Annotated in this window: 12 protein-coding genes; 1 reads left to right on the forward strand and 11 read right to left on the reverse strand. The window is 64.4% G+C overall.

What is annotated here, in order from left to right; all coding sequences use genetic code 11:
* Positions 1-165: 165 nt before the first annotated feature.
* From ABZS43_RS14860 to ABZS43_RS14910, 11 genes are all read right to left on the reverse strand, one after another.
* Positions 166-1,857, reverse strand: a complete 1,692-nt coding sequence (locus ABZS43_RS14860) for a 3-ketosteroid-delta-1-dehydrogenase (RefSeq protein WP_355036421.1) — start codon at positions 1,855-1,857, stop codon at positions 166-168.
* On the reverse strand, positions 1,854-3,848 hold the full coding sequence (locus ABZS43_RS14865; RefSeq protein WP_355036422.1) for an NAD(P)/FAD-dependent oxidoreductase: 1,995 nt from the start codon (positions 3,846-3,848) through the stop codon (positions 1,854-1,856). The genes ABZS43_RS14860 and ABZS43_RS14865 overlap by 4 nt, the downstream gene beginning before the upstream one ends.
* Positions 3,845-4,729 (reverse strand): SDR family NAD(P)-dependent oxidoreductase, encoded by an 885-nt coding sequence (locus ABZS43_RS14870; protein WP_355036423.1) that lies wholly within the window; start codon positions 4,727-4,729, stop codon positions 3,845-3,847. The genes ABZS43_RS14865 and ABZS43_RS14870 overlap by 4 nt, the downstream gene beginning before the upstream one ends.
* Positions 4,729-5,616 (reverse strand): SDR family NAD(P)-dependent oxidoreductase, encoded by an 888-nt coding sequence (locus ABZS43_RS14875; protein WP_355036424.1) that lies wholly within the window; start codon positions 5,614-5,616, stop codon positions 4,729-4,731. Before ABZS43_RS14875 ends, ABZS43_RS14870 begins: the two co-directional genes overlap by 1 nt.
* An 87-nt stretch (positions 5,617-5,703) precedes the next feature.
* On the reverse strand, positions 5,704-6,672 hold the full coding sequence (locus tag ABZS43_RS14880) for an alpha/beta hydrolase (RefSeq protein WP_355036425.1): 969 nt from the start codon (positions 6,670-6,672) through the stop codon (positions 5,704-5,706).
* A gap of 93 nt (positions 6,673-6,765) precedes the next feature.
* The gene (locus tag ABZS43_RS14885) at positions 6,766-8,367 is read right to left on the reverse strand and encodes an NAD(P)/FAD-dependent oxidoreductase (RefSeq protein ID WP_355036426.1); all 1,602 of its coding nucleotides are present in this window, start codon (positions 8,365-8,367) and stop codon (positions 6,766-6,768) included.
* Positions 8,368-8,481: 114 nt separating this feature from the next.
* The gene (locus ABZS43_RS14890; protein WP_355036427.1) at positions 8,482-9,324 is read right to left on the reverse strand and encodes a MaoC/PaaZ C-terminal domain-containing protein; all 843 of its coding nucleotides are present in this window, start codon (positions 9,322-9,324) and stop codon (positions 8,482-8,484) included.
* The gene (locus ABZS43_RS14895; protein WP_355036428.1) at positions 9,311-10,276 is read right to left on the reverse strand and encodes a VOC family protein; all 966 of its coding nucleotides are present in this window, start codon (positions 10,274-10,276) and stop codon (positions 9,311-9,313) included. Before ABZS43_RS14895 ends, ABZS43_RS14890 begins: the two co-directional genes overlap by 14 nt.
* A 28-nt stretch (positions 10,277-10,304) precedes the next feature.
* Positions 10,305-11,489: an acyl-CoA dehydrogenase family protein gene (locus ABZS43_RS14900; protein WP_355036429.1), complete on the reverse strand. Its 1,185-nt coding sequence runs from the start codon at positions 11,487-11,489 to the stop codon at positions 10,305-10,307.
* Between the two features lie 44 nt (positions 11,490-11,533).
* Positions 11,534-12,730, reverse strand: coding sequence for a Rieske 2Fe-2S domain-containing protein (locus ABZS43_RS14905; RefSeq protein ID WP_355036430.1), 1,197 nt, complete (start codon positions 12,728-12,730; stop codon positions 11,534-11,536).
* Between the two features lie 188 nt (positions 12,731-12,918).
* Positions 12,919-14,013, reverse strand: a complete 1,095-nt coding sequence (locus tag ABZS43_RS14910; RefSeq protein WP_355036431.1) for a ferredoxin--NADP reductase — start codon at positions 14,011-14,013, stop codon at positions 12,919-12,921.
* Positions 14,014-14,248: 235 nt separating this feature from the next.
* Here ABZS43_RS14910 and ABZS43_RS14915 point away from each other — a divergent pair, with 235 nt between their 5' ends.
* Positions 14,249-15,043: an IclR family transcriptional regulator gene (locus ABZS43_RS14915; RefSeq protein ID WP_355036432.1), complete on the forward strand. Its 795-nt coding sequence runs from the start codon at positions 14,249-14,251 to the stop codon at positions 15,041-15,043.
* The last annotated feature ends 82 nt before the right edge of the window (positions 15,044-15,125 follow it).

Consider the following 15,125-nt stretch of genomic DNA (forward strand, 5'->3'; position numbering starts at 1 on the left):
ATTCGTCCCTAAGCAAGCCGAATTATCGCAGTTCAGAGCACCTTTCGCCATTTCAAAGCCGCTATCAGCTCATCCGGCGTGATTGACCGAGGCTAGGTACGAAGCCGTCACGACGCCATCGCTCGTCCCACTCAGCGGGCGCTCGGGCTCCACTGGTTGCCGAGGTCAGCCCGCTGCGGCGGATTTCGCGGCGATGTAGCCGTAGACCAGCCCCTGGCCGATCGTCGCCCCGGCGCCCGGGTAGGTGTTGCCGAACGCATTGGCCGCGGTATTCCCGATCGCGTACAGGCCGTCGATGACGCTGCCGTCCTCCCGTAGAACCCGGGCGCGTTCGTCGGCACGCACACCGCCGCAGGTTCCCAGGTCGGACAGCACCATCTTGACCGCGTAGAACGGCCCCTTCCGCAGGGGACGCAGGTTCGGATTGGGGGCGATCGTCGGATCGCCGTAGTAGCGGTCGTATGCGCTGGCTCCCCTGGAGAACTGGTGGTCGACGCCCATCTCGGCCGAGGCGTTGAATGTGCGGAACGCGGTGGTGAACGCGTCCTCGGGAATGCCCATCGCCCGTGCCAATCCGGCCGGATCGTCGGCCGTGACGGCGATCCCGTTGTCATACCAGGAACGCGGCAGCGGCTGCCTCGGGAAGATTCCGGCAGCGAAGATGTAACTGTTGCGATAGCGCTGATCGAAAACGATCCACATCTCCTCCACGGCGTCGCCGACCCGTTCGCGATCGAGCACCCGCTGTCCGAACGACATGTAGTCCACGGCCTCGTTGATGAATCGGCGTCCGGTCTGGTCGACGATGAACGATCCGGGCAGCGAACGTTCAGCGAGTAGCACCGATGGCTGCTTGCCTGGCAGCGCGGCCACGGCCGGGAACCACCATGCTTGATCCATCAGCCCTGTCGCGGCTCCGACGCCCTGCGCGAGCTTGATGGCATCGCCGGTATTCGCCTCGCAACCGAGACTCGCGTGCTCGACCAGTCTCTCCGACTGCGACTTTCGTCGCATTTCGGTGTCGTGTTCGAAACCTCCGGCGGCGAGCACGACTCCGCGCCGAGCGATCACCTCGGTCAGGACTCCATCGTGGTCGACGACCGCTCCGGTGACCTTGCCGCCTTCCACGGTCAAACTCACCAGGCCGGTATCGGTCCAGATGGGAATCCCGGCCCGGATAGCGCCCGCGAAAAGGCCCGCCGCCAGTGCTTGTCCGCCTGCGATGTACTCGCGCCTCAGCGCAAGGCCGGCCACCCCCTTGGCAACGGCTTTCATCGCGCGCCACAGCGCCTTACGGGGAACGCTGGTTATCAGATTCAGCCACTTGTAATCAGCGCCGGTCACCGGCATCGGCAGGCCGGAGACCTCCATCAATCCCGGCCGCAGACGAGAGCGTTCGGCACCGAGTACGGACGCGTCGAAGGGCTTGCATTCGCAGGTCCGCCCCGCCGCCGATCCACCGGGTTTTTCGGGGTGGTAGTCGGAATAGCCCTGCGCCCACATGAATTTCATCGGTGTGGTCCGCGAGAGCATCTCGATGGTGGCCGAGCCGTTGTCGAGGAAGGCCGTGCCGCGCTCCCGCGGAGCCGAATCCCCCACGACCACCTTCACGTATACGGCGGCAGCGGCACGGTCGTCCGTGGGCTGTTGCTCGGTCAGCACAGGATTGCCGGGAACCCAGAAGGCCCCGCCCGAACGCGCCGTCGAACCGCCCACGTAGGCCGACTTCTCCACCACCAGCGTCGACAATCCGGCCTCTGCCGCGGTCAACGCGGCGGCGAGTCCGGTCCCGGAGCCGACGACGAGCAGATCGACCTCGTGCCGCACGGTCACCGCGCCGCTTCCATTGCTGCTCACTGTTCTTCGGCCTCTCCGCCGTTACCTGTCGCTGCGTGACCGATGAACGTCAGATCCTCGGGATCGGGCTCACGCAGCATCGTCCAGTAGTCGACCAACCGCCACGGACACGGGACGATCGCCCGCCCTGAGCTGTTGCGGTAGTAGCCGTTGATCTCGGCACCGGGATGCACCCAGACGGTGTCGTCGAGTGCCTCGTCGACCTTGCGGTTGTACTCATCGAGCACGTCCTGTCTGACGTCCATCGCGGCATAGTCGTTCTCGAGCAGATATTGCAGGCACTCCATGACGTAGTGCACATGTTCTTCGCTGAGGATGTTGTGTCCGGCGCCGTGATTCGGCGCGGAGTTCGGCCCCGCGGTGATGAAGAGATTCGGGAACCCGGCCACTTGTACGCCCAGGTACGCACGCGGATCATCGCCGTCTTTCCACACCTGGGCCAGTGTGCGTCCGTCACGCCCGGCGATATCTATCGCCGTGGTGAACTGGAGTTCGAATCCGGTGGCGAGAATGATGACATCTGCGGGGATGAAGGCTCCCTCGGTCGTGACCACGCCCTCCGGGGTGACTCGATCGAACGACGCGCGGTGCAAGGTCACATGGTCCCGGTTGAGTGCCGCGAAGAAGCCCGGATCCTTGACGATCCGCTTGGCGTACGGACGGAAGTCCGGGGTGAGCTTCTCGATCAGATCCGGACGATCCGGGAAGCTCGCCAGAAGGTACTCCTGCGCGGTGCGCAGTGCCATGTCGTTGGCCGGTGACGCGGACAGGTGCGTCGCCGCCCACTCCTTGTCGATGCGCGGCATGGGATAGAGGTTGTCCGAGGCGAACCAGTACGCACGAAGTCGGAACCACCTGTCGTAGAACGGAAGATGCGTCAGTGCCCACTTCTCCCCCTCGGTCACGTCACCGCCGACCGCCTTCTCCGGCACCAGCCAATGCGGGCTGCGAACGACGACATCGAGGGCATCCACCTCGTCGACGATGCTCGCGACGACCTGGACAGACGTGCACCCGGTTCCCAGCACGACGACTCGTTTGCCACGCAGGTCCAGATCGGCATCCCATTCGGCGGTGTGCACAATGGAACCGGCGAAGGTGTCCATACCCTCCACATCCGGGATATTGGCGGCATTGAGCATTCCCAGGGCGGTGACCACCGCACGAGCGCGATGCCGGACGACCGTACCCGCACGATCCTCCGTCACCACCTCCCAACGGTTCTCCCTCTCCAGCCAGGTGGCCGATCGCACGCGCGTGCCGAATCGGATGTGGTCGCGCAGTCGGTACTTCTCGACCACATCGAGCAGATAGCGCTGGTACTCGGGTCCGGTCGGGTAGTACTTCGTCCAGTTCGGGTTGAGCTCGAAGGAGTACGAGTAGTAGTGGCTCGGGGTGTCCACGGCCGCACCCGGATACGTGTTGCGAAACCAAGTTCCGCCGATATCGTCGCGCTCTTCGAAGATGGTGAAGCCGAATCCCGCCTCTCCGAGCTTGATTCCCGCGTTGACGCCCACGATGCCCGCGCCGATCACGATCACTTCGAAATCCGCCGGTGGCGTGACGGTCACCGGGACATGGCGCCGATCCTTCGTGAATCCGGACTGCTCCAGCAGAATGGGAGTGAACTCCGCGTCCACCCACTCGCTGGTGCATACCGTGGCCATCCGGTTGAACAATTCGCCGTCGGGCACACCCAGTTCGGCGACCGGATCGGGGGTCAGGATCCGGCGGGCGCGGGCGCGGATGTCCTCGGCCACGTCGTCGGGGTAGGTCCCCGGCGGCGTAACCGGGCGGATTCCGGTCCGGTAGTGGATCCCGGGTTCAACGATCGACAGTCGGGCACCGAACTCGTCGAGCAGGGCGGTGTCACCGGTCACATGCACCATCGACATAAGCAACGCGGCAGGGTCGCATACCGCGATAGCGTTGTCCAGCTGCGCTTTTCGATCAGGTAGTGCGCCGATGTCGGCGACGACGGTGTCGGTCATGAAGTACCTTCCGGGAGTGGCACGCCCATCCGGACGAGCATGTCTCGTGGGTTCGATGGCGGGCTGAGGGTGAGGAGTTGTTCTCCGCGACGGGTCGCCGACGCCGAGCACATCTCGTCATCGGAGAAGACCCAGAAATCGCCTCGCGCGATCTGTTCCACCATGTGTTCGGCGGCTTGCAGCGGATCGAGCCCCTTCTCGAGGTTGTCTCGTTGCATCGCTGCGAATACCGCGTTAGCGGTGGGGTCGGTGGTGGGGGCCTCGCGCTGTGCCGACCGGAAGATCTCGCTCCGAATCGAATGGGGAACAACGACACTGACCTGAATGGGGGCGTTCACGATGGACAGATCCTGGTGCAGGCATTCCGTCATCGCCTGCACCGCGAACTTGCTGACGATGTACGGCGATTGCACGGCAACGGTGTTCAGGCCGCCGACCGAGGACAGATTGGCTATGCACGATGGCGTGCCGACCTCGATCATGCGTGGCACGAACGACTTCAGGCAGTAGAAGACACCGTCCACGTTGATCTGCATCAGCCGTCGCCACCGGTCGCCGTCGACCTCCCACAGCAGGCCCGCTGATTCGACGCCCGCGTTGTTGATGAGCAACTCGACGCTGCCGTGCCTGGCGAAGATCGCGGCGGCCATGGTCTCGACCGCGGCGGCGTCGCTGACGTCGACCCCATACCCCTCGGCACGCCCGCCGCGCTCGGCGATCTCTACCGCGACGCCCTCGGCGCGATTCCCGTCGATATCGGCGACAACGACGAACATTCCGAGGTCGGCCAGATGCCGCGCGAGTCCGTTGCCGATCCCTGCGGCGGCACCGGTGACCAGCGCGGTTCCGTGCGAGAATCGCTGCTCGGCGATCGACGACATCACAGGCCCTTCGGCTTGATATGGGGATTCGACCAGGCGGGCGGTTCACGCCGGGGAAGTTCGTCCCGTCCGTCGAGCGACATGACGGGAGTGTCGGTCGCATACGGGTAATGCAGACTGAACGCGACGAGTCCGGTGCGCTCGGCAGCAGGCTCCGTCGCCATCTCGAGCACAGTCTGCGCGAGATACTCGACCGGTTCGGTCTCGTAGCCCTCCGGCAGCAGCGCCGCGGCGCCCGGGGTCATGATCGCCGTCGAGGGTCCTACGGAATTGACAGCGATATTGTCATCGAGCAGCTCTGCGGCCAATCCCTCCGTGAAACGGTGCTGGGCGGCTTTGACGGCCGCGTAGATGACATCTCCCGAGGTCTTGTTGTACTCCCGGAACGGCCTGATCGGGCTGAGGCCGGTCGATGATCCGATGTTCACTATCCAGCCGCGGCCCTGTTTGCGCATACGCGGAATCGTGGCCTGGCACAGCAGAAAGGGCACCTTCAGGTAGTGCTCGACGGTGCGGTCGAACGTCGCGGTATTCATCGCCTCGATCGAGCTGTAATCGGCGAAACCCGCGTTGTTGACCAAGATGTCGATACCGCCGACAGTCCCGACGACCTCATCGACGAGACCGGCCCGCTTGCGCTCGTCCTCGAGATCGGCGGGGAGCGCGATCGCCCGGCCACCGTCGGCCTCGATGGCCGCCACCGTCTCGGCCAATGAGCCGGACAGCAGATGTGTCCGGCCGTCGCGGACGGAGGGAATCGGAGAACGGGAACGGGCCGTGACGACAACCGTCGCACCTTCCGCCGCCAGGCGCCGCGCGATCGCCCGTCCGATCCCGCGGCTACTGCCCGTCACCAGAGCAGTCCTGCCTGCCAATCGCTGTGTCATGACCACCTCTACGCACTCGCTGTGTTCGGGTTCACACCCGGACTCATAGTCGGGCGTCGAAAAAGTCGACGGGGGGTAGCCGTCCGCTCAGTGGGAGAGGGAGTTCGATGCCCCCGGCAGCGCCAAGACCTCGCGCATCATCTGCCAGACCCGCAGACGGGCCGGCCCGGTCAACGAGAGTTTCGGAAAAGTCAGGAAGCCGTGGAAGAGGCCGTCGAAGCGGTGCGTGATCACCGGCACCCCCGCCTCGGCGAGTCGTCGGGCGTAGTCTTCGCCGCCCGAGCAGGGCGGATCCAGCTCGGCGGTGGCGACCACCGCGGGAGGCAATCCGGCGAGCGATCCGGCTCTGCTCGGGACGAGATAGGGACTGTCGGTGCCGTCCGGCGCGTACTGCGCCCAATACCAGCGCATGGCCTCGGCGTCGTTGTAATACCCCTGCCCGTAGAGCCGGTAGGACTCGGTGGAGAAATCGTCATCGATCACCGGATACAGCAGGATCTGAGCGACGATGGGTGGGCCGCTTCTGTCGCGGGCGGCCAAACAGACTGTCGCCGCCAAGTTGCCGCCCGCACTGTCCCCGGCGACCGCGATCCGGTGCGGATCACCGCCGTATGCGGAGATATGTTCGGCCGCCCAATTCAGTACAGCGTAGACATCTTCCATCGCCGCGGGACCGGGGTGTTCGGGTGCGAGCCGGTAGTCGACCGCGACGACGACGGTTCCGACCGAGTCGGCGATCGATCGGCAGAACTCGTCGTGACTGTCGAGGTCGCAGAAGACGAATCCGCCGCCGTGCGCGAAGACGACTACCGGCAGCACGGATCCCTCACTGCCGTGGGGCGCGTACACGCGCAGTGCGAGATCCCCGCCGGGACCGTCGATCACGAGATCCTCGGCGATACGCATGTCCGGCTCGTGGGTCAGCGGCGCACGTCGTGACACGATGATGTCGCGCAGCCGCGCCGGATCATGTCGGGTCACATTCGGAAACGACTCCAGCGCCGTGAGCATCGCTTCGACGTCCGGATGCAGGTCACGCCTGCGCTCAACGCTCATCTCGACCACGTCCTCTTCTCCTGTCGGCGCGGGGAATACATCCCCGCACGGCGGTTCATTCGATGCCCCACGACTCGACGGCCGGGACCTGCGCTACCGGAGTTCGAAGCCCTTGTAGCCGACATCGGCGATTTCGGCGCAGATCTTGTTGTAGTTGCCGAATCCGCCGATGTAGGGCATGAAGACGCGTGGCTTACCCGGGATATTCGCGCCCATGTACCAGGAGTCGGCGGTCGGGAAGAGGGTTGCGGCGGCCTTCTCGTTGCACTCGGCCACCCATTCGTCGACGGATCGCTCGGTCGCCTCGATCGTCGCCAGATCGTGTTCGTCGAGGTAGTCGAGGCAGTTCGAGATCCAGTCCACGTGCTGCTCTGCCATCAGCACCATATTCGCGAGCACACTGGGACTACCCGCACCGGCGAGGATGAACATATTGGGGAAGCCCGCGACGGCGAGTCCGAGGTAGGTTCGAGGTCCCGCGGCCCACTCGTCCCGGAGTTCGCGCCCACCGCGTCCCCGGATATCGATCCGGGAGAGGGAACCGGTCATCGCGTCGAAACCTGTTGCGAAAACTAGGATATCGAGGTCGTAGGACGTATCGGCGGTCCGCACGCCTGTTTCGGTGATCTCGGAGATCGGAGTACGACGCAGATTGACCAGGGTGACGTTATCGCGGTTGAAACTCTCGAAATAGCCGCTGTCGGTGACGATCCGCTTCGTGCCGATCGGATGATCGGTAGGGATCAACTGTTCGGCGACATCCGGATCCTCGACCATTTCGCGGATCTTCGCCTCGACATATTCCCGGGCCGTGTCGTTGGCCGCGAGACTGACCGTCTGATCCGGGAACGCCTTGGCGAACAGATATCCGCCACGCTGCCACCACTCGTCGTAGACACGCGTTCGTTCGGCCGCGTCGACCTCGAGCGCCCCCTTGGGGTAGGCACTGTTCGGTGTACCGCCGCCACTGGACATCGACAGCCGACGACGCTCGGCGTAGTTGGCTTTCACCTGCGCGATCAACTCGTCGGTCAATGGACGGTTGCCTGCGGGAATCGAGTAGTTCGGGCTGCGCTGGAAGACGAATACCTGCTGGGCTTGTTCCGCGATCACCGGGATCGATTGGATGCCGGATGATCCCGTTCCGATGACACCGACTCGTTTACCAGCGAAGTCCACGGGCTCGTGCGGCCACTCGCCGGTGTGAAAAGTCTTGCCAGCGAAGGTGTCACGCCCTGCAATGTCGGGCTTGTTCGTCGCGGACAGGACTCCGGTCGCCAGGATGAGGAAGCGGGCGTGCACTGTCCGGCCGGTATCGGTGGCGATCGTCCACCGCGCGGTGTTCTCGTCGTACACCGCAGAGCTCACCCGGGTCAGGAAGTCGTAGGCGGAACGCAGGTCGTGGCGATCGGCGACGTGGTCGAGGTAGCGCAGGATCTCCTCCTGCGACGCGAATCGCTCGGACCACGTCCATTCCTGTTGTAATTCCTCGTCGAAGGAGTAGGAGTAGTCGATACTCTCGACGTCGCATCGGGCACCGGGGTATCGGTTGTGATACCAGGTGCCGCCCACACCTTCGGCGGATTCGAAGCCGTGTACGCGCATACCGCGCTCGCGCAACTTGTACACCGCGTACAGGCCGGAGATCCCCGCCCCGACGACGACGGCGTCGAAGTCGCTGTCCTGGGTTGTCACAACATTCACTTCCTCGCTGAGCTGAACTTCCGTCCGGAAGTCAAACTAGGTGCCGAAAGACGCTGGTGAACCGCGCATTCCCATCCAGCGGTCGGCGACCGCTTGACTCGCGGCTCACAGCCGAAAAGATGCCGATCCGTCCGCGAGTACCGGCGTGGCACCGACGGCTGTCGTGAAGGCCACCCGCCTGCGGTCGCCCTCGGTCCACGATCGAGTTGTCGTGCGTAGGTCGTCGCCGGGAACGACCGGGGCGACGAACCGTGCGGACAGTTCTCGAAGCGCACGCGGCGCGACGCCTACTGCGCGTCCCACCTCACGAACGGCCATGCCGAGCGTGCACAGTCCGTGCAGTATCGGCGCCTCGAAACCCGCGGCGGCTGCGGCCATCGGGTCGATGTGGATCGCATGGCGATCACCGGTCAGGCGGTAGAGGGCGGCCTGCTGGGGCGATGTGGCGATCACCGAGTCCGCTTCGACCGACCCCTGCGCGTCGGGTTCCGGCGACCGGGGTGGTCGACTTCCGCCGAAGCCACCCTTGCCGGGCACGATGATCGTGTAGGTGGCGGTGAACTGCGCACATTCGGCGGTGATGTCGATCAGAGCCGATTTGCCGGTGTCCCATACCGAGGTCACCGCGCCTGCGATCTCCAGTGTTCCGGAGGGCGGGAGATCGGTGTGCACGACCAGTGACTGCGCACCGTGCAGTGCCTCGGCCGGTACGAACGCACCCGCTGCCGACGCCGCGTCCGCCGTCCACAACCCCAGTGGCAGAGCATATGTCGGCATCACGCGGAGACCGCGTTCGTAGACATACGGAATATCGTCGGCGGGCACGCCGATCGCCAGCGCGTACAGAATCGCGTCGGACTCGGTATACGAGACCTGCCTGGTACCGAGATCGAGACCGACCAGGTCGGGAAACGAGACGGTGCCATGCGACGGTTCAGCGGAGGGCATCAGCCTGCGCCGCGTCGGCGAGTTCGGCTTCGGTCGCCGCGGCTTTCCGCGCGGCCTTCATCTCCCTGGCCCACGACCATTCGTGGCCCCAGTAGCTGTCGGCGGTGATCTCCTCGGCGGTGTAATAGGACTCGTCGACCGACTCGCCGCCGGTCCCGTACTCGATATCCCATCCGCCGGGGACGCGCACGTAGAAGGAGACCATCTTGTCGTTCGTGTGGCGGCCGAGTGTCGAGGACACCGGGAAATCCCTGGCCATCACCTGGTCGAAGGCTCGCCCCACCGCGTCGAGTGAATCCACTTCGACCATCACGTGGATCAGTCCGGGATCGCGGCCGGCCAGGCTGGGCATGATCGCCAGACTGTGGTGACGCTGATTCACCCCGAGGAACCGGATACGCAGCGGACCGGTGTCCGGCGGCGACGGCATGCGGAAGGCCCCACGAGAGAGGAATCCCAGCGTCTCGGTATAGAAGGTGAACGATTCGTCGAAGTTGGTCGTCGGCATCACCACGTGTCCGAGTCCCTGTGCCCCGGTAACGAACTGCTGCGCGTACTTGGTCACCACCGGACTGTGTTCCAGGACAGGGCCGAAGAAGAACTCCAGTGGTGTGCCGCCGGGATCCTTCATGCAGATGCCCGCTTCGACCTTGCGCCGTTCGGCGAGTTCCCTCGGCATAGTGGTGTACTCGAATCCGGCGGCATCCAGTGTCGCGGCGAGCCGACGTAGGGCCGGTGCGTCCCGAACCTCCCAGCCGACCGCGGTGACTCGATCGACGTCACCGTGCTCGACGGTGATCCGCGACGGCCGCTCGTCCATGCGGAAATGCAGGGCGTCCTCTTCGTCCCCGAAACCCGGGGCGAAGCCAAGGACATCGAATCCCAATTCGCGCCAGCGATCCATATCCGTGGCGAGAACTCGTACGTAGCCAAGAGCTTTGATCTCGGTCATATTCGTGCGCGTTCCTCTCCGAAGCCGGTCAGATCATGACGCGGAGGGGCCCCTGGGGGACCTCCACACCCAACGAGGCCATGGCCGACGCGTGATAGGTGGTGCTGGTGACGTGGATCGCGTGGTGCAGTCCCGCGTGGGCGTCACGCCAGAACCGTTGCAGCGGATTGTCCATACGCAGTGCGTTCCCCCCGGCGCGATCGAAGACGTCGTCGGCGGCGCGGACCGCGCGCCACGCCGAGCGGATCTGGTCGCGACGGACTCGGGCACGCGTTTCGAAGTCGATGTCCTTACCCGCGTCGACCATGTCCCAGATTCGATCGACATTGGCCAGCAACTGCTGGCGGGCGGCATCGATCTCCGACGCCGACTCGCCGAGTGCGTGCAGGACGTAGGGATCGTCCTTGATGACATTGCCGTTGGCGCCCACACGATTTCGCTGATAGTCGACGCCGGCGGCGAGGACGCCCTCGCAGATCCCGATGGTCGCCGAGGTGATGCCGAGCGGGAACATGGTCGACCACGGCATCTTGTAGAGCGTCTCGGTGGCCCCGTACTCCTTGGCCGCCGTTCCGTCGATGACCTTCGCCGACTCCATCACTCGGTAGTTCGGGATGAAGGCGTCCTTCACGATGATGTCCTTGCTGCCGGTACCGCGCAGCCCCACGACATCCCAGGAATCCGCCACGATCTCGTAATCCGCGCGCGGCAGGATCACATGCAGGCCCTTCGGCGGCATGAGGGGTTTGCCATCCGCACCGCCCACCATGGCGCCGAGGAAGATCCAGTCGCAGTGGTCGGTTCCGGAGGAGAACTGCCAGCGGCCGCTCATCACGTAGCCGCCGTCGGTCGGAACCGCGATTCCGCTGGGCATATACGGCGAGGCCTGCCAGGTATCGGAATCCGCGCCCAAGACTTCTTCCTGGACTTTCGGGTCAGCGTAGGCGAGCTGCCACGGGTGGACGCCGACGATGCCGCCGACCCAACCCGCCGAGCCGTAGATGCTCGCGGTCCTCATCACGGTCTCGGCGAATTCACGCGGATGCGCCTCGTACCCGTTGTACTTCTTGCGCTGCAGCAATCGGATTATTCCCGCGTCCTTGAGCTGCTTGGCCATGTCGTCGGGCAGACGGCCGAGTGATTCGCCTTCCTCTGCGCCGGAACGAATCTCCTCGGCGATGGCGTCGATATTGTCGAGCACTGTATTTGACATCGGAACTCCTGGTCCGTTGGTCTGGATATGGTGTCGGGTGATGGTCAGGACGGAGTCGAGACGGTCTCGCGGTTCACCGACAGGTTCGGTGCGATGGCGCTACGCCCCGCGGCGAGGTTCGCGTCGACCTCGGCCTGCCAGTTCTGCAGGGCGCGCTCGGTATCGATCTCGAACTCGAACCGATTGACCATCTCGGGCTTGACGTCTTCGATGTCGACGTAGAACTGTTCATACCAGCGACGAAGCTGGTAGACCGGCCCGTCCTCCTCCGACAGCAGCGGATTGTCGATGCGCGACTTGTTCTTCCAGATCGCCACATCCTGCTCGAAGCCGATCGCGACGCCCTTGCCGACAGCGGCGGCGATCTGGTTCGCCGCGTCGTCGTCCATGCCCGCCTGCTTCTGCACCATCACCCCGTACTGGAGGCGGAACGATGTCGAGGTGATCGGATAGTGGCAGTTGATCAGATAGATGTTCGGGTCGCCTTCAGCCGACCGGCCCGCGCTCCACAGCTTGTCCACCATGTACGACGGCCCGTAATATGTTGCGTCCGACTGGTTTTCGACGCTGTAGTTGGTGTTGACACTGACTCCGACCGCGTCAGCGCGTGGACGCGACCGCATGAGCTGGTTGGCCGTATGGCCTTCGAAGATATTGCGGAAGTAGGTCGGCATGCCGTAGTGGACATAGAAGAAGTGCGCCATATCGACCACGTTGTCGACGATTTCGCGGCAGTGCGAGTTCTCGACGACGATCGAATTCCACACCCAATCCGTCCATCCCGGATCACCGTAGGTCGGGATCTCCGGAATGGCGAGTTCGTCCGACGGCTTACGCCCTTGTGGGTCGTTCCACACGAACAACTGACCGCTGATCTGCGTCGTCGGCCACGACTTGGTCCGCGCGAGCGGGGGGACTCGCCGGGCGTACGGGATCCCGACGCATTTACCGTCTCCACGCCACCGCCAGTCGTGGAAGGGGCAGGCAACCGTATTCCCCTTCACCGTTCCATGGGCCAGATTGCCGCCCATATGCGGGCAGAAGGCGTTGAGAACGTTGAGCTTTCCTTCGTCATCGGCGAATACGACCAGCTCGGTTCCGAACGCCGAAACCTGATGCGGCAGACCGTCGCCGAATTCTCGGACGAGTCCGAGGCAATGCCAGCCGCGGGCGAATCGCTCGGGCGGAACACCCCTGTCGATGACACGGACCTGGTCGCCGGTGTCGGTCGTGGAACTCACGGTACCTCCTGGTCAGATGGTCGCGACCGCAGATCTCGTCGCACGGTCATCAGCTTGACGATCCCGCGGCCCACTGTGACGTGGCTCTCCTGCTGAATGGGACGGGTTTCACGTCGGGTTCTGCCACAGATAGCGGCGTCGAGCTCCAGCGGGCGCAACGCTGCCCGGCTGCCGCAAGCAGGTGCCGCTCAGTATTCGATCGAGATCTCCGCGCTGTCCGGTTCCGCCTGGCAGGCCAGAATGTATCCGTCCGCGAGATCGTCCTCGGAGAGGATCTCGTTGCGCGCCAGTCGAACCTGTCCTGATCTCAACGAACACACGCAGGCGCTGCAGGCGCCCTCTCGACATGAGTAGGGCGCATCGACACCGGCAGCGAGGAGTGCGTCGAGGAGTTTCTGTTCGGACGCCCAGGGCACCTGATATTCGGCCCCGTCGAGTGAAATCCGAACATTACACACGATCTCGCCCGGCGGGCTCGCATCGTCACCGACCGGGGCAGACTCGATCGCGAACGGATCCCGCCGCAGGGATAGAAATCGCTCCGAATGAACCTGCGATACCGGGAAACCCACCTCCGCGCAGACATCGACAGTCAGGTCCATCAGTGGCGCCGGACCGCAGATGTAGACCGCCCGATCCGCGAGAGGGCGCAACAGCATCGCCAGCGTCCGCCGCGTCGGATAGCCCTGTATGGATTCGAGGATGTGGACGACGGCGAACCGGTCCCCGAATCGCTCTTCGAGGGAGCGTAGTTCCTGTGCGAAGATGACCGCCCCCTGGTCACGATTCGCATAGATCAGGACGACCTCGCCGCCGCCACCGCACAGTATCGACTTCGCGATGGCGATAACGGGGGTGATGCCGCTGCCTCCTGCGACCAGGACCGCGGACTCGTCGAGCGAATGCGGCGTGAAAGTGCCCGCGGGCGGCAGTACCTCGAGTTCATCTCCGGCAGAGACCGTATCGCAGAGCCAGTTGGATCCGTGGCCACCCTCGACCCGCTTGACCGTGATCTTCATGGTCGCGTCACTGTGCGGCGAACTCGACAACGAGTAGCAGCGGGCGGATCCGGTTCCGACGTCAGGTACCCGTATGGTCAGGAACTGGCCAGGCTTGTATTCGAAGGACGCCGAATGTTCGGAGTCGGGCGCCACCACGAACGAGCGCGCGTCGGCGGTCTCGTCGATCACCTCGACCACACGGACGCGGCGGGCGCGAGAGCCGCTCGCAGTCGCCCCGGGGCCTGTGCGGAGATCATGGCCCGCATCGGTACCTGTCGCCATCCAGCCCTCCTGGTCATCTCCCCGGCCCGCACTCGGGTCGGGCACCGGGAAGGGTAGGAGAAGAAGACACCCGGTAGACCGGAATGTCTCGCTCATCGGGAAGCGGGGCTGACCGTGGCTCGGATGGCATGCGAGCCTCGTGCGCAGTCGTCGTCACGGCCCTGTCCGATCCGAGCATCGAACCGGAGGTACCGTGACCCATGTCACAATGATGTGACGGAAGCGAGGAGGTCCAGTGAGAACGTCAAGCCCCGACGGGGTGCCGGTGTCAGTGGTCGAGCGGGTATCACTCGTGCTGGAGACGTTCAACGGGGCGGGCCCGTTGACATTGGCCCAGGTGACCGTCCGGACCGGCCTTCCACGGTCCTCCGTGCATCGGCTCCTGGAACAACTCGCCACCGCGGGATGGCTCGCCCGCTCTCCGGAACAGACCTACGAACTCGGCGTCAAGGCATACGAAATGGGCCAAGCCGCGCTGAATCAGAATCGCCTGCTGCAGGGCGCCAGGCCGGTGATGCAGACGTTCGCCCAGCGCACGGGACTCACCATTCAACTCGCCGTCCTCGATCTCGGGGACACCGTCTATCTCGCGAAGTTCAACGGCCGTTCGTCCGGCCCGACACCAACCGTGGTCGGTCAACGCGTGCCCGGCCATCTCACCGCGGTCGGCAAGGCGCTGATGGCATTCACCAAGGGATCGGATGTTCGCTCCCCCCGAAAAGTCTTGGACACCGAGGGCGAGCTGGTCCGCCAGACCGCAAACAGCATCACCTCTCACACTCAACTCGAAGAAGAACTCACCGCGGTCCGTGACCGGGGTGCCGCCTACGATCGCGGCGAAGCATTCGCAGGCATCGGCTGCGTCGGCGTCTCGATCGGTCCACCCGATCACATCTACGGAAACCTCGCGGGGATCTCGGTGTGCGCACCTGTCACCTCGCTCGACTATCGCAAACTGGTCGGCCCGGTGCGGATGGCCGCGCGCGAGATCTGGGATCGATGCGTGGCCACCGACCTCACATCTCATTAGACGAGCCTGCCGGCCGATCCCATCTTTCATACACGCAGGAATCTCCGCGCGAACTCACCTTCCATCGAGTGGGAACGCCCAC

Origin of the sequence: Nocardia sp. NPDC005366 (assembly GCF_040606855.1) — a bacterium.
In the GTDB taxonomy this organism is placed as follows: Bacteria; Actinomycetota; Actinomycetes; order Mycobacteriales; family Mycobacteriaceae; genus Nocardia.

Excerpts from the sequence above, each read along its gene's own strand:
- ABZS43_RS14900 (WP_355036429.1), bottom strand. The coding sequence starts at position 11,489 with ATGTCAAATACAGTGCTCGACAATATCGACGCCATCGCCGAGGAGATT.
- ABZS43_RS14875 (WP_355036424.1), bottom strand. The coding sequence starts at position 5,616 with ATGACACAGCGATTGGCAGGCAGGACTGCTCTGGTGACGGGCAGTAGC.
- ABZS43_RS14865 (WP_355036422.1), bottom strand. The coding sequence starts at position 3,848 with ATGACCGACACCGTCGTCGCCGACATCGGCGCACTACCTGATCGAAAA.
- ABZS43_RS14895 (WP_355036428.1), bottom strand. The coding sequence starts at position 10,276 with ATGACCGAGATCAAAGCTCTTGGCTACGTACGAGTTCTCGCCACGGAT.
- ABZS43_RS14910 (WP_355036431.1), bottom strand. The coding sequence starts at position 14,013 with ATGGCGACAGGTACCGATGCGGGCCATGATCTCCGCACAGGCCCCGGG.
- ABZS43_RS14890 (WP_355036427.1), bottom strand. The coding sequence starts at position 9,324 with ATGCCCTCCGCTGAACCGTCGCATGGCACCGTCTCGTTTCCCGACCTG.
- ABZS43_RS14870 (WP_355036423.1), bottom strand. The coding sequence starts at position 4,729 with ATGTCGTCGATCGCCGAGCAGCGATTCTCGCACGGAACCGCGCTGGTC.
- ABZS43_RS14880 (WP_355036425.1), bottom strand. The coding sequence starts at position 6,672 with ATGAGCGTTGAGCGCAGGCGTGACCTGCATCCGGACGTCGAAGCGATG.